Raw genomic sequence first — 20,864 nt, forward strand, 5'->3', positions numbered from 1 at the left:
ATTCTATCGCCGAAATGGGCCGCCTTTCAGCCGCCGCCCACGAAAGGCTTGATGGTCGGGGCCGACCACGGCCCCGCAATGTCGAAATCGAGATGGGGGCCTTTCGCTACGGGCACGCCCTTTTCGTCGGTTTGCGTCGCCGTCGCGCGCGCCGTCCATTGCCGCCTGGCCACATCGAGCACACCGGCGAGCGATAAGCTGACGCCAGGGCCGGCCATCGAGGCGTTGATGGTCCCCCCGCCGCCTCCCTCGAGCGTCAGATTCGCCGCCGCCTGGGTGAATACGGTGCGCCCCATGCGCATGTCGTTGAAGACGTCGATCGGCCGACGTTCGCTGCGCCGCAAGGCCTCCTCGAAGCTCACGCCATCGATGACGCCCGGGCCGAGCTGGATTGTCGCTTTGCCTTCGAGCGCGCGGGCCAATGCGGCGGGACTGTCGCCGTTCGCTTGCAGGGAGAATTCGCCGCCTCCCTGACCCGAATAAGCGCCCCAGCCGAAATCTCTGCAGAGAGCGCCGATGTCCGCATTGACCAAGCTGGCCGAGGCATGCGTTTCAAAGCTGGACGGCGTCGGCGCGAAAGCGATTTCCGCCTTGAGGAGCCCGGCATAGGCGGTCGCCTCCGCAAGCGTCGCAGTCAGCCGGCCATTCTCGCTCAGGAGCTCAATGGCTGCGTCCGTCAAAGGATGGTCGCGCCATTTGACCCGGGCCGCTGAGACGCGCAGATCGAAATCGAAAGCCGTCAGCGGCGCGAAATTGAAAGGGGCGAGGCTCCAGTCGCCTTTTGCATCGATCACGGCAGGGGCGCTCGCCATGATCGGCGCGAGATCCAGTTCATCGGCCGCCAGCGTGCCCGAAACAGCCAGACGTTTGGCGGATTTGGTGAACGCCAACGCGCCCTCGAAACTTTGTTCCAGAAAACTCAATCGCGTCGCGCTCAAGGTGAGCATTTGCGAATTCGCCGTCACTTTGGCCGCGAGCGAAATGCGCCCATCCGAAAGCCCGGAAGCATCGGGCAAGCCAAGGATGCGTTTGAGCGCTGAGGCCGAAACGACGTTCGCCGATACGGAGCCCTCGAATCGGCTGGGGGTGTCAAAAATATCGCCGTCCAGTCCGATCTGAACGTTGCTGGAGGCGACGGACAAATGGCTGTCCGAGCGGCCGCCCTTCAACAGATCGGCAGGCTGGCCAAGACTGGCTTCGACGGCAAGCCGTTCGCCACGCCATGTCGCGTGCAAATCGAGACGAAGCGAAGAGTCGAATTTTGGCCAATCGAAACTCCCGTCGACATCTTCGACGATCGTGTCGATCTTGTTGGCGGCGCTGACGATGCGCATCAGCCCGCCGTGAATCTGGAGCGCGCCGAGCGGGGCCGAGCCTCCGTCGCCGCTCTTCGCGCCCATCGTCGTCGAAATAACGCTGCCCGAGGCGAAGGGCTGCGAATCGAGATCGATAAGAAGCGTGGGTTGACGCAATTTGGCGCTGGCGAGTTCGAAATTCCCGGCGAGCAGCGGCAGCAGCGCGAGGCGGACGCTCGCTTCGGGCGCGGTCAGGATGGTCTGATTATCCCGCCCCCGAACCTCCACGTCGACCATATGAAGCGTGGGGGTTGGAAGAAGACTGAAGTGAACGCGCGCCGGTCGGCGCAATTCCAGTCCCAGGGAATTCGAAAGGCGCGCGCTCGTTTCCTCGATGACGAAGGCGGAGGAAATCGGCCATCGATAGAAGCCGGCCGGCAGAGCGAGGGCGGCGAAAAACAAAGCCGCCGCCCATATCACACGTAAGCGCATCCATTCGTCCTTGGCGAACCAGGGGAAGGGCGATTTTTCGCCATTCTCGCCCACGTCTATAGCGTGTTTTTGTTCGGATGACGCTGCGCCGGATCCCGGAATCGGCTACGGCTGCTAATTGTTCACGGCCTGTTCGAGCCCATCGCTCAACAATCCCGGTGAACGTCCTTCGATCCAAAGATCCCCGCCGCGCCGTCATGAAAGAGGGCGCCAGCGGAATATGTCAATTGCTCGCCGAGATCATCGGCTCGACAAAGCGGATCGACTTGTTGGCGGGCGTCGCCTTCAGGCGGTCGGGCGAGGGCGCGGCGAAGGCGATTTGCGACTTGCGCGGCGGCGTAGGGGCTACGCTGGATTGACGGAGGCCCGGAAGGGCGGCGCGCTCGATCGCCGCCAAAGTCTCGCGCTTGTCCCTGGGCATCGAGGCGTTCGCCAGATTGGTGAAATCGCCTTGCGCGTAAGGCATATGTCCGTTGCCGCGAAAGACGACGATTCCGGAGGGCGTCATGATCGAATCGCCCTGGCGCAGCGTGGAATCATTGAGCAGGGAGAAGGTTTCGCCGGGACGACGATGGCAAGAGCAGGTGTTGTCGACGGTTGCCCGATTGCGAAAGGCGACCGGCAACGCGGTATAGCGCGCGCCATTGCTTGAGACCGCGTCCTCGATCTTGTCCGATCCGGCCGGCTCGACAAACAATTGCGTCGGCGCATCCGGGCACAGCCCCGAACACGCCGCTTCCTGGTTGGGCAGATCGCCGGCCCGCGACAACGGGCCGATGGGGAAGTAATAACCGTCGCACAGGCGCACGCAGACGGAATGGCGCGGCAGCGATGAAGAATTCTCGGCCGCGCTGGCGACCACGACGCCATTGCGCTTATGTCTGACGCGGGGCTCCAGCGGCATCAAGACGACATTGGAAACCGCCGCAGGAACGCCTTCGAGCGCCGAAAACCGATTGTGAACCTGGCTTGTGATGAAGGATATCGGGCTGTTCGAACTGTTAACCAAGCCCGCGGCGACGCCTGCTTCCAGAGAACAGAATCCCAGCGCGAGAAGGCCGGCGCCAGTCAAAAACGCCGCCAGCGTGCGGCGTCTCGGCTTGGGCGCTTTTACCGGGTGAGAGCCGAAAGAAAGGCCAGCGATATCAATCGCTTTCGGCAAGCCTTGAACGATACGGCCAGTCATCCAACGTCCCCAACGCTTAATCAATCGCGAGTTAGACGGGTGGCCTCCGTCTGAAATCCTTAACACATTTTTAAGGATAGAGCATGGGATGAGCAACCGCCAACGCGAAACTTGGTTAGCGCGCTTGACTTGGCGGCCTGTCGGACCGCCCGGCTCGTTATGGCGATCAGACGCTGCGCCGGCGCCGCTGGCGGTATTGATCGGTGACAACGGCGGCGATGATGACGGCGCCCTTGATGATTTCCTGATAATGCGCGTCAACATTCAGGAAGGTGAAGCCCGAGGTCAGAACGCCCAGGATCACAGTGCCGATCACGGTGCCGGTCAGGCGGCCGACGCCGCCTGACAGCGACGTCCCGCCGATCACCGCCGCTGCGATGGCGTCAAGCTCGAAGCCGACGCCGACGCCTGCCTGGCCGCTGATCGCGCGCGCCGTCTGCACGATGCCGGCAAGACCCGAAAGCAGGCCCGCGAGCATGTAGACGACCATGATATGGCGCTCGACATTGATGCCGGAGACGCGCGCGGCGAGCGGATTGGCGCCGATCGCATAGGTGAATTTGCCGTAGCGTGTGTAGCGCAGCGCGATATGGAAGATCGCCGCCACGGCAAGGAAGATCACCACCGGCCACCAGCCCGAGCCGATGACCGCATAAGAATCTTCGAGATTGCCGATCGGCTGGCCGTCCGTATACCAGTCGGCGACGCCGCGCGCCGAGACCATCATGCCGAGCGTCGCGATGAAGGGCGGAATTTTTGTGAGCGCGATCAACCCGCCATTGATCAGCCCGGCGAGCAGACCGCAGAATAGGCCGGCTGCGACCGGAAAGAGCGGATTCAAGCCGGTCAGACCGGGATAGACCGCATGCGTGAAGCCGGCGCTCTGGGCGAGGCTGGCGGCGATCATCGCCGTCATGCCGACGAGCGAGCCGGACGACAGATCGATGCCGCCCATGATGATGGTTTGCGTGACGCCGACCGCGATGATGCCGATCACCGCTTCTTGCAAGATCATGATCTTCAGGCGCAGCGGATTGGCGATGAAGCTTTGACCGACGAAAATCCAGCCGAGCACTTCGAACAACAGCATCATGCCGATCATGACGCCCAGGATGCTGAGCTCCGGCGGCAGACGGCGGCGCGCCGCGACGGACGCTTCGGCGGGCCGGATGAGTGTGGGCGCGGGTTCGGTGGTCACGGTCTCATTCCTATCTTTTATCGCCCTGTCGCCTCTCGGGCGCGCACTATTGCGACGCGAGCTCCATGATCTTGACTTGCGTCGCGTCCTTGCGATCGACGATGCCGGTCATGCGTCCCTCGTGCATCACCATTACGCGATCGCTCATGCCCAGCACCTCCGGCATCTCCGAGGAGATCATCAAGACCGCGACCCCCTTGGCCGCCAGCTCGCTGATCAGCCGATGGATCTCCGCTTTGGAGCCAACGTCGATGCCGCGCGTCGGTTCGTCGAGAATGAGGATGCTGGGATGGGTCATCAGCCAGCGCGCGATCAGAACCTTCTGCTGATTGCCGCCGGACAGATTCAGGACCGGCTCGGCAAGGTCGGGCGTGCGCACTCTCAGGCTCGTCTTCTGTTCCTGGCAGAGCGCTTCGACTTCCCGCTCCCTGACGAAGCCGGCGCGCACATATTTGTCGCGCAGCACCGCGATCTGCATATTGTCCAAGACGCTGAGCAGCAGGAAACAGCCGCTCTCCTTGCGGTCCTCGGTGAGGAACGCCATCCCCGCGTCCATCGCCACGCCAGGATTGCGGATCGCGATCTCGCGGCCCTCGACGGCGATCGTGCCTGAGGTCGCGGGCGATACGCCGAACAATGTCTCGGCGACATTGCTGCGGCCTGAGCCGACGAGCCCCGCCAAACCCAGAATCTCGCCCTTGTGCAGATCGAAGGAAATGTCGTGAAAGCGCCCTTTGAGCGTCAGGTTGCGGACCGAAAGCGCGACGTCGCCGATCGGCACGGTCTGCTTGGGAAACATCTGGGTGATTTCACGCCCGACCATCAGTTTGATGATGTCGTCGCGCGTCACGTCGGAGGCCTGATGCTCGCCGACGAACTTGCCGTCGCGAAACACGGAGACTTCGTCGGCGATTTCGAACAGCTCGTTCATCTTGTGGGTGATGTAAACGATGCCCTTGCCCTGCGCCTTGAGGGTGCGAATGATCTTGAAGAGATGATCGACTTCACGATCCGTCAGCGCGGAGGTCGGCTCGTCCATGATGAGAATGTCGGACTCATAAGACACCGCCTTGGCGATTTCGACCATCTGCCGGTTGGCGACGCTGAGATCGCGCACCTCCGCTTCCGGATCGACGCCGATATCGAGGCGGTCGAACAAAGCCTGAGTCTTGCGCCGCATTTCATCGTGGCGGACGAAGCCGAAACCATTGAGCGGCTCGCGGCGAATCCAGATATTTTCGGCCACCGTCATGAAGGCCATCAGGTTCAGCTCCTGATGGATCATCGCAATGCCGTATTGCAGCGCGTCGAGCGGCGAGGTGAGGCGGATTTCCTGGCCCTTGAGCCGGAAGGAGCCCGAGTCCGGTTGATAAATGCCGGCGATGATCTTCATCAGCGTCGACTTGCCGGCGCCGTTCTCGCCCATCAGCGCGTGGACATGGCCGCGCTTCAGGCGGAACGAGACATTGTCGAGCGCCAGCACGCCAGGAAAGGCTTTGCGGACATTCTCGACCTCAAGCAGATATTCGGCGCCGGGAACGGCGCCGCTCTGGCGGACGACTTCTGCTGTCGAAGGGCTGAGCATCGGGGGGATGGCTCCATCCGTACCCCACCCCCGGCCCCTCCCCGTGAGGACGGGGAGGGGAGAGGCGCGGCAATTTCCCCTCCCCGTTCTTACGGGGAGGGGTCCGGGGTGGGGCGAGGTTTCGCCTGACGCCCTCAGTTCTTCTTGGTGAAGTCGGCCATGTTGGCCGGGGTCACGAGTTGGAAGGGAATATAGACCTTCTTTTCGACAGTCCCGCCGGCGGCCAGCTTGAGCGCGGCGTCGACCGCGCCCTTGCCTTGGCCTGCCGCGTCCTGGAAGACGGTGACCTTGAGGTCGCCCGCTTTCATCGACGCCAGCGCGTCCTGCGTCGCATCGACGCCGCCGACGATCGCCGCCTTGGTGTCGACGCCCGCCGCCTTCATCGCTTGTAGCGCGCCGACCGCCATTTCGTCGTTGTTGGAGACGACGGCGTCGTATTTCATGCCTTTCGACAGCCAGTTGGTCATCAAATTCTGCGCCTTGGTGCGATCCCATGCCGCGGTCTGCTCGGCGATGATCTTGATGCCGCTGCAGTCAGGGGTCGCGATGACTTCGTGAATGTCCTTGGTGCGTTGCACCGCCGCCTGGTTCGACAATTCGCCTTCCATCACCAGAATGTCGCCCTTGCCGCCGAGCAGCTTGCAGATTTGCTTGGCCTCCAGCGTGCCGGAGTCCTTTTCGTTCGAGGCGACGAAGGCGGCTTTCGGTCCCAGACTGTCGACATCGGCAGGCTCGCGATTGACGTAGACGAGCGGCACGCCGGCTTCCGCGGCGAGCTTGGTGATCGCGGCGGTCGCACTGGTGTCGACGGGATTGACGATGATCGCATCCATCTTGTTGGCGATGAAATTCTGTACCTGGCTGATCTGCTTGGAGACGTCATCCTTGGCGTCCTCAACCTGCAGAGTGACGCCTGGCTGCGTCTTGGCGTAATCGCTCATGCCGTTGCGCAGAACGGTGAGGAAGTTGTCGTCGAATTTATCCATCGAGACGCCGATTTTGGCGGCATAGGCCGAACCCGACAAAATGGTGGTCGCGGCCAGGGCGATAAGAATGCGCTTCATGGTTCATCTCCTCCAAAAAATGTCCCGACGTTCGCGCCGGTTTTTATTGACGACCCGGCGACGCGCCGGGCGATTGCTGGCATGACGACCGCCGCAAGGCTGTCGCACATCGGCCGTCGCGACGATGAAGCGCCGCGTCCGCCCATCTCCCAATCGCGTCGCCGAATGCCCGCGCGGCGGGCGGCGGCGATCAGTCGCGTTTCAGGAGATCCTGCGTATCCTTAGCCCACGAAAATTCGCAGCACAATCGAAAATAGAATATTTATTGCAAAATCATTCATTTTTAGAATTTTCAGTATGAGAAAGAGTCAAGCGGGGGCAAGCGCGGTCGGCCAGCCCGCATCGGGCGCGGCGCGCAACGTCAAATATTGGTCGATATATAGAGGTCGAAAGGCACCAGGATCTGGCCGGGCGGGCCGCCCGAAGGCGCGGCGATCGCTTGCGCCATCGCCGCCACGGTTTTCGCCGCCAGCAGCGCCGTCGGCGTCGCAATGACGGCGGTCAGCACGCCTTCGATCAGGCCGGCTCTGGTCTTGGGCGTCAGTTCGTTGCAGACGATGGCGACGGGATCGTGGGTCGGCTCTTCGCGCGCGGCGGCGACGACCCCCTCCATGCCGCCTCCGCAAATGTAGAGACCGACGAGATCGGGATTGGTCGCCATCATATTCTGCGTGGCGGCGCGGGCGATGCGCGCGTCCTCGAGATTGGTGAGGGGCTCCAGAACGTCGAAATTCGACGCGTGCTCGCGGAAATAGGCGCGAAAAGATATTTCCGCCGTTTCCTGGCACAAATAACGGTGGCTGCCGACGATGATTCCGACCTTGCCGGGCTGTCTGGCGGTTTTGGCGATCATCCAGGCGGCGGTGCGGCCTTCCTTGCGATTGTCGCGGCCGATGAAGCCGGCGCGGGCCTCGGCGGTCAGATCGGACAATATCGCGAAGGTCGGCACATTGCGCGCGCGCAAGGCCTCGATCGCCTGCGACACATAGGGGTGATCGACCGACACGAGGGCGACCGCGTCCGCCTGTTCGCCCAGATGACGCAAGCGCTCCGCGATGGTCGCGGGCGAGAGCTCGCTGACAAATTCGATGATGGGCTTGCCGCGAAGGCTTGTCGCATCGCGCGTCGCCGCCTGAAGGTCGTCGGCGAGTTGCTGATAAAAGGCGTCGCGTTTCTGCAGCAGGAATCCCAGGGTTCGTTGGGGAACATCGACGCGCAAGCGCTGTTTGAGGAGCGAGGTCGCGTGATAGCCGATGGATTCGGCGGCGCGCATCACCCGGTCAGCGGTCCCCTCGCGAACGGGATGACGCTGGTTGAGGACGCGATCGACGGTCGCGATGCTCACGCCGGCGGCGCTGGCGAGGTCGGAGACGGTCGGTCGCTTGCTCATTCCGGCCTCCGCTCGCAAGTCCCTTATTATGGGCGCGACCACTTTGATAGAAAATGAGAGATTTTGCGAGTCTTTCATTGAGGCGCCGAGGCCGTCCCGCTAGCTTGCCGCGCATAGGACCGGGCTCGATCGATTTCAGCCTCGATCCCCGGGAGGCGAAGATGCCCGTCGAAATCACGCCGAGGGACTACAGTCTGATTGGACTGGATGCGAAGCTCGCCGTCGAGACGGGCCTTTCGGCGGCGCAATGGTACGCCTGCCCGGTCCCGCGCAAGCGATTGAAGGAGCTGATGAAGCGCAAGGACGGCCCGGCGATCCGCGATACGCTGATCTGGTTCGCCGCGCTCGTCGCCTCCGGCGCGCTTGGGGTTCATTTCTGGGGAAGCTGGGCGGCGGTCCCATTCTTCCTCGTCTACGGCGTGCTCTATGGCTCGTCGTCCGACAGCCGCTGGCACGAATGCGGTCATGGCACGGCGTTCAAGACGCGCTGGATGAACGACGCCGTCTATCACATCGCCTGTTTCATGATCCTGCGCGAGCCGACCATCTGGCGCTGGAGCCATACCCGTCACCACACCGACACGATCATCGTCGGGCGCGATCCCGAAATCGCGGTGCCGCGACCGCCCGACATCGCCGGCATCCTGCTCAATCTTTTCGCGCTGAAAAGCGGCATGCATGCGTTTCGGCTTCTTACGCTGCATGCGTTGGGCCAGCTGACCGCGGAGGAGCAGACCTTCGTGCCCGATATGGAGCGCTGGAAAGTCACGCTCGTCGCGCGGATCTATCTGGCCATCTTCGCCTGCGTCATCGCCGCCTGCCTGCTGACGCGCTCAGTTCTGCCGGCGATGATCATCGGCCTGCCCAGCTTCTATGGCGGCTTCATGACGATTTATTTCGGCCTGACCCAGCATGCCGGGCTCGCCGAAGACGTGCTCGACCATCGGCTCAACGCGCGCACGGTCTATATGAATCCGATCTTCCGGTTTCTTTACTGGAACATGAATTACCACGTCGAGCATCACATGTTCCCGATGATCCCCTATCACGCGCTGCCGCAATTGCACGAGGCCGTGAAGGCCGATTGTCCGCCCCCTTATCCCAATACGTTGGTCGCCTATCGCGAGATATTCGGCGCCCTGTACCGGCAGATGAGCGATCCCGGCTATTTCGTGAAGCGCGAGCTGCCTTCCTCTGCGAAGGCTGTGCCTTACAATCACGATACGCAAGTCGTCGCCGCGGAATAGAAGATCCATCGCCAGCGTCCATTTCGCGGCGGCGATATCAGAGGAGGAAGTCCATGGCTGACGACTGGGTCGACGCCTGCGCGGCGGACGACATCGACGAGGAGGACGTGATCCGCTTCGATCACGGCGCCAGGACCTTCGCGATCTACCGGACCGACGACAACGTTTATTTCGCGACCGACGGCCTTTGCACGCATGAACAGGTTCATCTGGCCGATGGCCTGGTGATGGGTTCGATTATCGAATGCCCCAAACACAACGGCCGATTTGATTTTCGCACCGGCGCGGCCAAGGGCGCGCCGGTTTGCGTCGATCTGGCGACCTATCCGGTCAAGGTCGAAGGCGGGCGCGTCTTTTTGAACCTCGGTTGAAGGAATGCGGGGGTGACAAAAGCCGGAATCGTCATTGTCGGGGCAGGGGAGGCGGGCGCGCGCGCCGCGATCACGCTGCGCGCCGAGGGTTATGACGCTCCGCTCACGCTGATTGGCGACGAGCGGCATGCGCCTTACGAGCGCCCGCCGCTGTCAAAGGCGACGATCGTCAGCGAGGCCGCGCCCGCCATTCCGACGATCGGCGACGCCGCCGGGCTTGTCGGCTCGAATATCGACCACCTGACGAGCGTCTGCGTCGTATCGATCGACCGTTCCGCGCGCAATGTCGCGCTCTCCAATGGCCGCGCGCTTGCCTATGACAAGCTGCTGCTCGCGACCGGGGCGAAGCCGCGCCGGCTCGCGATCAAGGGCGCCGACGCGGCGGTCTATCTCCGCAACTTCGACGATTCTCTCGCATTGCGCGGCCATATGAAGGCAGGCCGGCGCATTGCGATCATTGGCGGCGGCTTCATCGGCCTCGAATTGGCGTCCAGCGCCTGCGCGCTGGGTTGCGAGGTCATGGTGATCGAGGCGGCGCCGCGCATTCTGATGCGCGGCGTGCCGTCGGCGATCGCCGATATCGTCGCATCGCGGCACCGCGCGGCGGGCGTTGAACTCGCGACCGGCGCGACGATCGCCGGCGTCAGCCGCACGGGCGATCATCATATCGTCACGCTCGCGAACGGGCGCAAAATCGAGGCCGATTGCCTCATCGCCGGCATCGGCGCCGCGCCCGACATCGCGCTTGCCGAGGCGGCCGCCTTGTCGATCGACAATGGGATCGCGGTCGACGGGCGATTGCGCACGTCCGATCCGCATATCTACGCGGCGGGCGATTGCGCGAGCTTTCCACATCCCCTTTACAACGGCCGCCGGATCAGGCTCGAAGCCTGGCGCAATGCGTTTGATCAGGGCGCCTTCGCCGCCAAAAGCATGCTTGGGGCGGCCGAGGAATATCAGGCCGTTCCATGGTTCTGGTCGGACCAGCATGACCTCAACCTGCAAATCGCCGGGCTGGTCGATGAGGGGCGCGAGACGGTCGCGCGCGATCTTGGCGAAGGCGCGCTTCTGTTGTTTCACTTGACGGACGACGGCCGGCTGGCGGCGGCGAGCGCGGTCGGACCGCTCGGCAAAATCGCAAGGGAAGTGCGGCTCGCCGAAATGCTCATCGCCAGACGCGCGCGGCCGGATCGCCAGGCTTTGGCCTCGCCGGACGTCAAGCTGAAGTCGCTGCTTGCCGCGTGACGTTCGCAGCCGAACAATCGGCTGTCGGTTGCTTTGTCGCCTATTCCCGGCATATTCGTGGCGCGCATCTCGCGAGCGCCGCGGCCCTCCGCGAAATAACAAGCAAAGCCCTTGTCGATGATTCTGCAAAGCAAGGAAGCCGCCTCTGCGCTCGACGAGATCGACGCGATAAGCCGCAAGGTGCGTCAGTCGATCGTTTACCAGCGCGCAAGCTTCAGTCTGATTCTGTGGGGCGTCCTGGTTTTCATCGGCTATCTCGTGACCTTCTTCGCGCCCCGTCATTCCTTTTATGCATGGATCGCCGTCTACGTTTTGGGCGTCGCGGGAAGCGTGGCGATTGGCGTCTTCGACCGTTTGGAACAGGTACGAAAATCTTTCGACTGGCGCCTCTTGTCCGCTCTCCTGCTCTTCTTCGGCTTCGGCTTTCTGTGCACGCTGACGCTCGGCGATTTCGCGCCGCGCGCGTTGAGCGCCTTCTGGCCGATCTATTTCATGCTGCCCTTTGCGATCGTCGGCCTTTGGGCGGCGCGGGCCTTCGTCTTTATCGGCGTCAGCGTCATGGTCTTGACGCTGATCGGCTTCTTCTTCGCCGGGCCATGGTTCAATCTGTGGATGGCCTTCGTCAATGGCGGCGGGCTCCTGCTCGCCGGTCTGTGGATGAGGCGCGCCTGAATGGTCGAGCCGTTCGATGAGATCATTCACCAGCCGCTCAGGCTCAGGATCATGGCGGCGCTCAACGCCATGCCCGCCAAGACGGGCCTGGAATTCACGCGCCTCAAGAGCCTGACCGGCGCCACCGACGGCAATCTGGGCGCCCATATCGAGACCCTGTCCAAAGCCGGCTATGTCGCGGTCGAAAAGGCGTTCGTCGCCAAGCGTCCGCAGACAACGGTCATCCAGACGTCGGCGGGCCGCGCCGCCTTCGCGCGCCATGTCGCGCATTTGCGAGAAATTATCGATCGCGCCGAAGGCGGTTGAGCGGACCGCGGCCAGGAGAAGCCGAGGGATTGCCTCCACGGCGGCGCTCTGTAACACTCGTGCGCCAGGGTTGAGCGCTGGGGGCCGACAAATCGGAAGCGCTTTTCTTAAAGCTGGCGTTCTCTGGCGGCCAAACTGCGGCTGGGCCGGCCCCGATAGCGCTCGGCGCTCCGCCGGACCGTAAACGGTCTGGACGCCGCGAGGCCTGGGGCCGCCTTGCCACGGTTTTGGAGGCTTTATGCATTCGTCTCATTTGCGCTTCGTCTTTCGCATCGCGCTCGCCGCTTTGCTTTATGGGGGCGTCGTCACTCATTGCCTGGCCCAGGCGGCTCCTGGCGGACCCGGCGGCGGCGGAGCCGCCGCGGGAGGAGGCGGAGCCGCTGCTGGAGGAGGCGGAGCCGCTGCTGGAGGTGGCGGAGCCGCCGCTGGTGGAGGCGGAGCGGCTGCGGGCGGCGGCGGGGCCGCTGGTGGGGGAGGCGGCGGCAGTTCTGGCGGGAACTCAGGCGGCGGGCATACGATTGTGAGCCCGGTAGGCGCTTCCGACCCCGTCAGCGCGGTCGAAGCCTTGTCTCACGCGACCGAGCAGGCCGTCGACGCCTGCGATGTCCATACGCTGCGCTGCGTCGCCGACGCCCTCGACGATTATGCGACCGGCCTGCGCGCGCTGGCGCCGCAATTGCCTCGGGAATTCCAGGACCTGCCCGTCATTGTCGAGAGGGCCGCGACAAGGGTGCGCACGGCCAGGACGAAGAAGGAGGCGATCCGGGCCGTCACGAATGCGATCGCCGAGGTCCACAAGCGGATCGCCTTGCTCAGGGCCGACGACCCGATTACGCTCAAGGCCGAAACGCGCGAAGGCTCGTTCGTCGTCGAGACTTTGCAAGTTGCCGACGATAGGCTCGAAAAGGCGGTCGGCCTATAGCGTGCGGTCGGGGCCGGGGATTTGATCCTTCGTCCGGCCCCGCGACAGCGCGAAGAGTGAGACCCTTGTCGCCATTCGATCGATGCCGATCGCGCTCCAGAGCGCCGATGCGCCGAATAAACTGGCTCGGCCTCGCGCTTTTGGCTTCCCTGCTGATTGGGTTGACGGTTGGCGCCGCGATCGCCCGCGCCGAGACGCGCGTCGCTCTGGTGATCGGCAATGGCGCCTATCGCGAAGTGGCGACCCTCGCCAATCCGCCCAACGACGCCGTCGATGTCGCCGCGGAACTCAAGACCCTGGGTTTCAAGGTCACGACCGGCGTCAATCTCGATCAGGCGGGCATGGAGCGGGCGATCGCCGAATTCGCGCTCGCCGCCGCTTCCGCCGACGTTTCGCTTTTCTATTACGGCGGCCACGGCTTGCAGGTCGCGTCCCATAATTATCTCATTCCGGTGGACGCCCAATTGCACAGCGAAGAGGACATCTACAAACACAGCGTGAATTTCGACGAAGTCCTCAAGGCGCAAGAGGGCGAGGGCATCCATCTGGTCTTTCTGGACGCCTGCCGCACCAATCCGCTGAAGGATGCGCCGGCTTCCGCGCATGCCGAGGGTCTGGCGCGGGTCGGCAACGCCGCCGGCTTTCTGATCGCCTTCGCGACGCAACCCGACAATGTCGCCTTCGACGGCGCCGGCCGCAACAGTCCCTTCGCCCAATCCCTGCTCGGCCATCTCGCCGCCGTCGGCCAGAACATATCCAGCATGATGATCGAGGTCCGCAAGGACGTCATCGCGGCGACGGGCGGCGCGCAGATCCCATGGGAGAATTCGTCGCTCACCCGGCAGTTCTATTTTGCGCCGGGCGAGGCGCCCAGCGGTTCGCCGGACACCTTGCTGTGGCAACTGGCGGGCGGACAGAGAGACGTCAGCCTTCTGCATATCTATCTCGACCGCTACCCCGAAGGCTCGCATGTCGGCGACGTCAAGGCGTTGCTCGCGGAGGTCGGCAAGACGGGCAAAGGCGCAGCAGACGCGCCGCCCGCGCCGGCCAAGGAAAACGTCGAAGAACTGCTATGGAAACTGGCGAGAAATGGGCGACAGAAGCCGCTCGTCGATCTCTATCTGGCGCGCTACCCCTCGGGCGCGCATGTCCAGGAGGCGACGGGTCTGCTCGCCAGCCTGCAACAGACGCAAGGCTCGGACGCGCCGCCCGGAATTGTCTGCGAAAGACTAGCGACCCATCCGCGCGATTCCACTGCGAATAATTCAGGCGTCGATCTCGATACGCTTGCCAAAAACGCCGAGCCCGCGATCGCCGCCTGCCGCGCGGCGGTCGACCAGAATCCGAATGTTTCCCATTATCTCGCCCTTCTGGCGCGCGCGACCGCCGCGGCGGGGCGACGCGATGACGCGATCGGTCTCTACCGCAAGGCGGCGGAGGCGGGCGACGTGCGCGCGATGGTCAGCCTCGGCCTCTTGCTGGAATCGGGCGACGGCGTCGCCAAGGATATTGCCGCCGCCAACGCGCTCTACGAAAAAGCGGCGGCGCGCGGCAGCGCCGACGGCGCGATCAATCTGGCGGTCGCGCTGATGAGCGGAAAAGGAGTCGAGAAAAACGCATCGCGCGCTGCGGCGCTGCTGCGGACCGCCTCGCAGGGCGGTTCGGCCATCGCGACGTACGATCTAGGCGTTCTGGCGCAGGAGGGCGCCGCGGGCAATCCCGCCGAGGCGCTCGATTTCTTTCAGCAATCGTCAAGCCTTGGCGACCCGCGCGGCTATCTCGCATCGGCCATTCTGCTCGACGAAGGACGCGGCGTGCCCAAAGATCCGGCCGGCGCGGCCGAGGAGCTGTTGCGCGGCGTCGCCGGCGACGACGGATCGGCCTTCAATCAATTGACGGCCAAAGCGTCGTCTTGGTCGCATGACACGATCAGGGCCGTGCAGGTCCGGCTGAAGGAGGCGGGCTATTATGCCGGCCTCGTCGACGGCAAGGGCGGGGCGACGCTCGCGCCCGCGCTCAAGCAATGGCGCCTGCTAGGTCCGCCGCAGAAAGGCTGAAGCCGGCTTGACGTCCGCTACGCCGCCATCAAGCGCCGCCGCCCGAGAAAACCGTCGCGGATATGGCGCGCCAGGCCCTGGGCGATCGGGTTGGCGTCGGTGCGCGGGAGATGGAGGTTGATGGCGAAACTGGCCAACTCCGGCAATCCCGAATCCGCCCCCAGCACATCGAGGCCATACGGAACCGTCGAGGCGAGGGACGCGGTCACGGCAAGATCGGTCATCACCGTCGCGGTAATCGCCTCGACGCTGCCATTGGCGTAGACGGATCGCCACGCGAGGCCCTGGCGGCGCAGTGCGTCGAACACGACGGGGCGGAATGCGCAGGTGTCGCTGACGATCGAGATCGGCAGCGGACGCTTCATATAGGCTTCGCCGCCCTTGCAGCCGACCCAGACCAGGCGCTCGATCGACAGGCATTCGCCATTGGATCGACCGACCGGCTCCTCGATCACCGCCAGATCGATTTCGCCAGCGGCCAGGGCTTCGGCGAGCATCGGCGAGGTTAAGCAGACGAGAGAAATCTCAACTTGCGGAAAGGCTTGCGCGTAAGTCTTCAGAACGGGCGGCAGGTAAGTCGTGACGAGATCATAGGGCAGGCCGAGCTTGATCTCTCCCGTGAAGGCCGGCGTCGTCAACTCGGCCCAGATCTCATCGTTGAGCCCCAGGAGACGCCTCGCCTTGCCGAGCAGCCGCTCGCCGGCGTTCGTGAGCTTGAGCCCGCGCCGGTCGCGCTCGAACAAGGCGCATTCGAACGTCTCCTCCAGGCGCTTGATCTGCTGGCTGATCGCGCCCTGGGTCAGATGCAACGCATTGGCCGCCGCCGTCATGCTGGCGGTTTCGGCGACCGTCACGAAGCTGCGAATGAGGGCGGTGTCGAGATTGCGGTTCATGGCGTTCCATTAGTATTCGTAATTCAAGACATCATAAACATTCGCTTTAATAATACAAGCGGCGATCCTATCTAGGGGGCGAACCCTCACTGGAGGCGATCATGTCTTCGCTCATTCATCATTCCGCCGCGCCGACTGGCGGCCCATTCCACGACCTCGCCGGACTTTTGCTCAAGCTGCATCGCGAATGGCGCGTGCGGCGACAGCTCGCCTGCGCCCAGATGCTCGATGGCGCCTCGCTGCGCGACATCGGCCTCGCGTCAAGCGGCATTGAGAGCGCTATCCGTCACGGCCGCTGAGCCGGCTGACGCGGTCGTATTGGCGAATCTGCCCGACGCCGCCCCGCGATCCCCGGGGTTGCGGCGCGGCGGCGGCCCGGCACGCTTCAAACCCGGATTTCGGAAGGTTTCGCGATGACGAATGGAATGCGCGGAACCGCCGAGATGACCGCGGCGATGGCGATTTCCGGAACGATCGGGTGGTTCGTCGTTTCCTCCGGCGAGCCGATCATCGACGTCGTGTTCTGGCGCTGCGTTTTCGCAGCGGCGACGTTCTGCTTTATGGCGCCATTCAGAAGCTGCCGACCAATGTGATCGGATCGCTCTCCTTCATTTATCCGGTTGTCGCGATTTTCGTGGATATCATCGCGTTCGGCCATCGATTGCAGCTTCTTCAGATCGCAGGGGCGGCCGCTATTCTGTTGTCGGCGGCCGGCATGACGCTCGGCTGGTCTCCCTTTAGGCGTCGCATCCCCAATCTGGCGATCGATTCATCCGCCAAATAGCGGCGTGGCCGGCGCCATCTATGAACAATCAAGCGCTGTCAGTGGCCCATCCCAGGGCCGTGTCCGCCGCCGGCCGCCCCCGAACCGGGACCGCCGGGCGATCCTGAGCCCGGCCCCGCGCCGCCGGGTCCGCTCCCAGGGCCGGGGCCTGGCCCCGGCGCGCCCGGCGCCGGACCGGCAGGCCCTGAAGCGCCCGCCGGGCCGCCGGCGAAGCGGATCGCTTCGATACGGGTCTGACCGTCGCTGTCGACCACAGCGTCGACAAACGCTCTCGCTTCTTCGTTCTCGGGAATTTGCGAGGCGGCGGGCGAGTCGTGAATCAACAGGCCAGATCCCAGGCGAAGATCCGCGCCGACGCGACGGACAAAGGATTCAAGCGACAGACGATCGATCCGCCCGCCGAACGGCGCGTCGTCGGCCCGGCCGCCGATGACGCGAAAGCCGTCTTTGGCCCTATGTCCGACCAGCGCGGCGCGTTTTCCGATCAGGCCCGCATCGAGGTCCACAAGCTTCAGATCGCCGATGAAGGATGAGCCGCCGTCATTCTCGATCTCGCCGACCACCTGATCGAGGCCGTCTCCGCGCAGTTCGACGGCGCTGGCGACGATCGCCCCGTCAATCCGGCGCAATCCGCTGACGGCGACGCGCGCGCCCTTGCGCCGCCATGGCGCGGGTTCAAGTCCGGCGAGAATGATGCTTTGCCCGAGCACATCCATCGTCTCGTCGGACAGGTTGTCGATCCGTCCGACGACTTCGCTGACAATAGCGATCCGGTGGGTTGAAAGGGCGCCTTCACGGGAATGGGCGACGGCGCGCACGATCTGTCCGATGCGAAGATCGCGCGCGGTTCGCGCCGCGCCGTCGATGTCGACATTCACATCCTGCCGATAGCCGATCCTTGAATCATTGACGATGATGCTGCCAAAGCGCTGGATGGCGCCGACGAAGCCGGTTCCGCCGATGCCGCGATCCTGCTCCTCGGCGGGTCCCGGCGCGAAACCCGTCCCGCCGATGCCGCGGTCGCGCGGCTTTTTGCTGGCTCCGGCGGCGGGAACCGCCGAAGAAGCCGCCGCGCCGCCGATGAGGCCAAGCAGGCGCCTGCGATTGATGTTCCAGGCGCTGCTCACGAGAGGGGCGACCCGGATGGCGCGTCGGGCGCCGCGGCGTCGGAGGGCGCTCCATCCTCGCGATAGACATAGACGCCAAAATTCCAGCGGCTATCGCCGCCCGCATCCGCCGCGAGCGATGCATGCGCCTCGCGATTGGCGGTCTGCAGCGCTTCCAGCGCGATTTCGCGCGCGCGGTCGGCGAGGCGACGCGCCAGCGCCGGAGACAGGCCGTCGTAATGCACCGCGCGCTCCAGGAATGGTGGCTCGGTCGAGAGGATATTGGCGACCGCCGCGGCGAAATGATCGTGCAGGTTGCGGCCGAAATAATAGAATTTGCGGTCGTCCTCGCCGCGCGGAATGAAGGCGGCCTCGGCCAGAACCACCCGGTCCTGCGCATCGCTCGTCACCAGCTTCCGGTCGAGCCATTCGTCGAGAACGGCGCGCGGCCGCACGTCCCGCGTCACCGACGCGACCAGGGATTCAAAGGACGGATCGCCGGCGCGCGATGTGCGCGGCAACGGCAACGGCAGCCCTGAGGAATCGGTGAATTCGGGCGCCGCGAGCCAGCGGGCGACGATCGCGCTGGTGCGCGACACCGCCGCGTTCACGACATTGACCGGCGCGCCGGCGCCGCGCAGGCGGCTGACTTCCTTGCGATGGATGCCGGTGAGCAGGCTCACGCGGCTGTCGGTCTGTTCCTTGTCAACGAGCGCGAATTCATGTTCGGCGACATTGACATAGAGCTGGCGCAAAAGCTGGACGAGGGCGGGAAACGTCATGCCGCTGCGAATGCAGAGATGGACCAGCGGCCTCAGCAGACGCGCCAGCGGCGTCCGTAATTGCTCCGCTCCGGGCGACGCGGTTGGCTGCGAGAAAAGTGGCGTCATCGCACCATGATAGCCGTAGGGACCGTGGGATACAATCCCACAAAAAGCGTCAACTGGATTGACGTGGGTAATTTTCCCACATAATAGGTGGGAAGATATCCCACGGAGTCAATCGATGATCGCGTCTCTGCATCCTCCAGCCCACGCGCTGGAGCTTCTCGAGCCTGTCGCAGAATCGCACGGCGCACCCAGTCCCCACAGCGGTTCGGCCATGAGCGCGGCCTTTCATTCGCCGAGCCGGCGCAAGCCGTCGGTCCTGCACATCTTCAAGATTTATTATCCGGACCTCTTTGGGGGAACGCTGACCGTGATCCATCGCATCTGCGCGGATCTGCGCGAGAGTTTCAGTTTCTCCGCTCTGGTCTGCACCGCGTTGGGCGGCGCCAGAACGATTGACGTCGACGGCGTCCCGGTCGAGCGCGTGCGCTCTCTGGGCGATTTCCTGTCGCTGCCGATGGCGCCCACCTATCCTTTCCGCCTCTGGCGGCGCATGCCGCGTCACGATTTATGCGTGATGCACGCGCCGTTTCCGCTCGCCGATCTGGTGCTCGGTTTCGGCTTTGGGCGCCGCCAACCTTTTGTCGTTCACTGGCACGCCGACATCACGACGCGGAGCGCTTTGCGCCCGATCGTCCAGCCCTTCATCCGCCGTACCTTGCGTCGGGCGAGCGCGATCATCGTGGCGGACGAAGTGCTGGCGCGGGAGACGCCCATTCTTCGGGAATTCGCCGACAAATGCCGCGTCGTGCCTTTCGGCATCGACGTCGAGAAATATATTATTCCCGAAGCGGAGCGCGCCGCGATCGCGACCGCCAAGCGCCAGAATCCGGGCGTCGTTCTCGCCTGCGGCCGCCTCGTTCCCTATAAAGGCTTCGATGTTCTGATCCATGCGGCGGCGCTCGGCGACTTCACCGTGTGGATCGTGGGGGCAGGGCGCGAGCAAAGCTATCTTGAAGAATTGGCCGCCGAACTTGGCGTTCAAGATCGCATCCGCCTGCTCGGCGCGGTGTCCGACGAGCACCTCGTCCGTCTCCTGCACCTGGCCGAAGTTTTCGTCCTCCCCTCGGTGACGGACGCGGAAACCTTCGGCCTTGCGCAGCTTGAAGCGATGGCGGCGGGTTGCGCGATCGTCAACACGGCGCTCAACACCGCCGTTCCGATGGTCGCCCGCCACGGCATTGAAGCTTACACCGTCCCGCCGCGCGATCCCGTCGCTCTGGCGGATGCCGTGACGGCTCTCCTTGGCGATTCCGAAACGCGCCAGCGTTTCGGCGAGGCCGGCCAGCAGCGCGCCGCGGCGTGCTTTTCGTCGCAAATGTTCAAGTCCAAGATCGAGGATATCTATTTCGAATCCGCTTCGCCGGTGCCGAGCCGCGTTGAGGAGCCGGCGCGGGCGCAAGAGCGCGGGCTCTCCATCGCCGGCATGGCGCGGCTCGCCGCGGTTCTCGCCTGGTCCGATGTGCGCCATCGCTATGTCCGCTCGATTCTCGGGCCGTTCTGGATGTCGCTGCAACTCCTGGTGACCGTCGGGGTTCTCGGCGCCTTCACCAGTCAGATGACGCGGACCGAGCCGTTCGGCGTGCTGCCGACGCTCGCCGTCAGCCTGACCGTCTGGAGCTTTCTGAACGGCGTCGTTCTCGACGCGATGAACGCGCTGCCGAATGCGGCGAATCTGATCAAGGATCGCGCCGTGCCGCCGCCGGTGTTTCTGATGCAGTGCTTTTTCCGGCAGGCCTTGTTCGCGCTGCATAACGCGATTGTTCCGCTTGGGCTTTGGCTCGCCTTCGGCAGTTTGAGGATCGACAACGTCGTCGCCGCGTTGCCCGGTTTTCTTCTGTTTTGCGGCTGTGCGCTCGGCCTTGCGCTGACGCTCGGAGCGTTGGCGACCCGCTTCCGGGACGTCAAGCCGATCGTCGAATCCTCGCTGATGCTGGCCTTCCTTGCCTCTCCGGTGATGTGGACCGCGGCGTCGAGCAATCCGAAAGCGCTGGTGCTGAAGCTCAACCCGGTGACGCATCTGTTCAGCGTCTGGCGCCAGCCTCTTCTTGACGGGACCCTCGCGCCTGAGAGCATGGCGCTCGTCGTCGGGTTGCTGGCGTTCCTGGTCGCCGCGAGCGGGTTCGCCTTGCGCCAGATGCGCCGCGCCGCGTTCTGGATCTGA

Annotated in this window: 19 protein-coding genes and 1 pseudogene; 11 read left to right on the top strand and 9 right to left on the bottom strand. The window is 64.0% G+C overall.

Annotated features, from left to right (window positions below):
* Window positions 1–26: 26 nt before the first annotated feature.
* From GSQ90_RS10835 to GSQ90_RS10860, 6 genes are all read right to left on the bottom strand, one after another.
* On the bottom strand, window positions 27–1,841 hold the full coding sequence (locus tag GSQ90_RS10835; RefSeq protein ID WP_158814832.1) for an AsmA family protein: 1,815 nt from the start codon (window positions 1,839–1,841) through the stop codon (window positions 27–29).
* A gap of 169 nt (window positions 1,842–2,010) precedes the next feature.
* Window positions 2,011–2,973 (bottom strand): DUF2865 domain-containing protein, encoded by a 963-nt coding sequence (locus tag GSQ90_RS10840; protein WP_158814833.1) that lies wholly within the window; start codon window positions 2,971–2,973, stop codon window positions 2,011–2,013.
* A gap of 166 nt (window positions 2,974–3,139) precedes the next feature.
* Entirely contained in the window at window positions 3,140–4,171 is a 1,032-nt protein-coding gene (locus tag GSQ90_RS10845; RefSeq protein WP_246731527.1) for an ABC transporter permease, read from the bottom strand.
* Between the two features lie 46 nt (window positions 4,172–4,217).
* Window positions 4,218–5,756: a sugar ABC transporter ATP-binding protein gene (locus GSQ90_RS10850; RefSeq protein ID WP_158814834.1), complete on the bottom strand. Its 1,539-nt coding sequence runs from the start codon at window positions 5,754–5,756 to the stop codon at window positions 4,218–4,220.
* Window positions 5,757–5,890: 134 nt separating this feature from the next.
* A complete protein-coding gene (locus tag GSQ90_RS10855; protein WP_158814835.1) occupies window positions 5,891–6,820 on the bottom strand; it encodes a sugar ABC transporter substrate-binding protein in 930 nt (309 codons plus the stop codon).
* 361 nt (window positions 6,821–7,181) lie between these two features.
* Complete coding sequence (locus GSQ90_RS10860) at window positions 7,182–8,210, bottom strand: LacI family DNA-binding transcriptional regulator (protein WP_158814836.1); 1,029 nt, start codon at window positions 8,208–8,210, stop codon at window positions 7,182–7,184.
* 161 nt (window positions 8,211–8,371) lie between these two features.
* Here GSQ90_RS10860 and GSQ90_RS10865 point away from each other — a divergent pair, with 161 nt between their 5' ends.
* The 8 genes from GSQ90_RS10865 (at window position 8,372) to GSQ90_RS10900 (ending at window position 15,030) form a co-directional block, all read left to right on the top strand.
* Window positions 8,372–9,457 (top strand): fatty acid desaturase family protein, encoded by a 1,086-nt coding sequence (locus GSQ90_RS10865; protein WP_158814837.1) that lies wholly within the window; start codon window positions 8,372–8,374, stop codon window positions 9,455–9,457.
* Window positions 9,458–9,510: 53 nt separating this feature from the next.
* Window positions 9,511–9,828: a MocE family 2Fe-2S type ferredoxin gene (locus GSQ90_RS10870; protein ID WP_158814838.1), complete on the top strand. Its 318-nt coding sequence runs from the start codon at window positions 9,511–9,513 to the stop codon at window positions 9,826–9,828.
* Between the two features lie 12 nt (window positions 9,829–9,840).
* Window positions 9,841–11,073: an NAD(P)/FAD-dependent oxidoreductase gene (locus tag GSQ90_RS10875; RefSeq protein ID WP_158814839.1), complete on the top strand. Its 1,233-nt coding sequence runs from the start codon at window positions 9,841–9,843 to the stop codon at window positions 11,071–11,073.
* A 120-nt stretch (window positions 11,074–11,193) separates the two neighbouring features.
* Window positions 11,194–11,745 carry a hypothetical protein gene (locus GSQ90_RS10880; protein WP_158814947.1) on the top strand — a complete coding sequence of 184 codons (552 nt, stop codon included), beginning with the start codon at window positions 11,194–11,196 and terminating at the stop codon, window positions 11,743–11,745.
* Window positions 11,746–12,051, top strand: coding sequence for a transcriptional regulator (locus GSQ90_RS10885; RefSeq protein WP_158814840.1), 306 nt, complete (start codon window positions 11,746–11,748; stop codon window positions 12,049–12,051). It abuts the gene before it with no gap.
* A gap of 227 nt (window positions 12,052–12,278) precedes the next feature.
* A complete protein-coding gene (locus GSQ90_RS10890; protein ID WP_158814841.1) occupies window positions 12,279–12,575 on the top strand; it encodes a hypothetical protein in 297 nt (98 codons plus the stop codon).
* Window positions 12,572–12,973, top strand: coding sequence for a hypothetical protein (locus tag GSQ90_RS10895; protein WP_158814842.1), 402 nt, complete (start codon window positions 12,572–12,574; stop codon window positions 12,971–12,973). Before GSQ90_RS10890 ends, GSQ90_RS10895 begins: the two co-directional genes overlap by 4 nt.
* A gap of 107 nt (window positions 12,974–13,080) precedes the next feature.
* Window positions 13,081–15,030 carry a caspase family protein gene (locus GSQ90_RS10900; protein WP_158814843.1) on the top strand — a complete coding sequence of 650 codons (1,950 nt, stop codon included), beginning with the start codon at window positions 13,081–13,083 and terminating at the stop codon, window positions 15,028–15,030.
* A 17-nt stretch (window positions 15,031–15,047) separates the two neighbouring features.
* Here the strand turns inward: GSQ90_RS10900 and GSQ90_RS10905 are convergent, their stop codons facing one another.
* Window positions 15,048–15,923, bottom strand: coding sequence for a LysR family transcriptional regulator (locus tag GSQ90_RS10905; protein ID WP_158814844.1), 876 nt, complete (start codon window positions 15,921–15,923; stop codon window positions 15,048–15,050).
* Between the two features lie 101 nt (window positions 15,924–16,024).
* On the opposite strand from GSQ90_RS10905, the gene GSQ90_RS10910 reads away from it, so the two are divergent.
* Together GSQ90_RS10910 and GSQ90_RS32830 are read left to right on the top strand one after the other, a co-directional pair.
* Window positions 16,025–16,222: a hypothetical protein gene (locus GSQ90_RS10910; RefSeq protein ID WP_158814845.1), complete on the top strand. Its 198-nt coding sequence runs from the start codon at window positions 16,025–16,027 to the stop codon at window positions 16,220–16,222.
* A gap of 251 nt (window positions 16,223–16,473) precedes the next feature.
* Window positions 16,474–16,707: pseudogene (locus GSQ90_RS32830) on the top strand (hypothetical protein); the annotation flags it as partial.
* A 38-nt stretch (window positions 16,708–16,745) separates the two neighbouring features.
* Here the strand turns inward: GSQ90_RS32830 and GSQ90_RS10920 are convergent.
* Window positions 16,746–17,834: a hypothetical protein gene (locus GSQ90_RS10920; protein ID WP_158814846.1), complete on the bottom strand. Its 1,089-nt coding sequence runs from the start codon at window positions 17,832–17,834 to the stop codon at window positions 16,746–16,748.
* Window positions 17,831–18,703, bottom strand: coding sequence for a DUF6502 family protein (locus GSQ90_RS10925; RefSeq protein ID WP_158814847.1), 873 nt, complete (start codon window positions 18,701–18,703; stop codon window positions 17,831–17,833). Before GSQ90_RS10925 ends, GSQ90_RS10920 begins: the two co-directional genes overlap by 4 nt.
* 115 nt (window positions 18,704–18,818) lie before the next feature.
* On the opposite strand from GSQ90_RS10925, the gene GSQ90_RS10930 reads away from it, so the two are divergent.
* The gene (locus tag GSQ90_RS10930; RefSeq protein ID WP_246731528.1) at window positions 18,819–20,864 is read left to right on the top strand and encodes a glycosyltransferase; all 2,046 of its coding nucleotides are present in this window, start codon (window positions 18,819–18,821) and stop codon (window positions 20,862–20,864) included.

Origin of the sequence: Methylocapsa sp. S129 (assembly GCF_009765995.1) — a bacterium.
Taxonomy (GTDB): Bacteria; Pseudomonadota; Alphaproteobacteria; order Rhizobiales; family Beijerinckiaceae; genus Roseiarcus.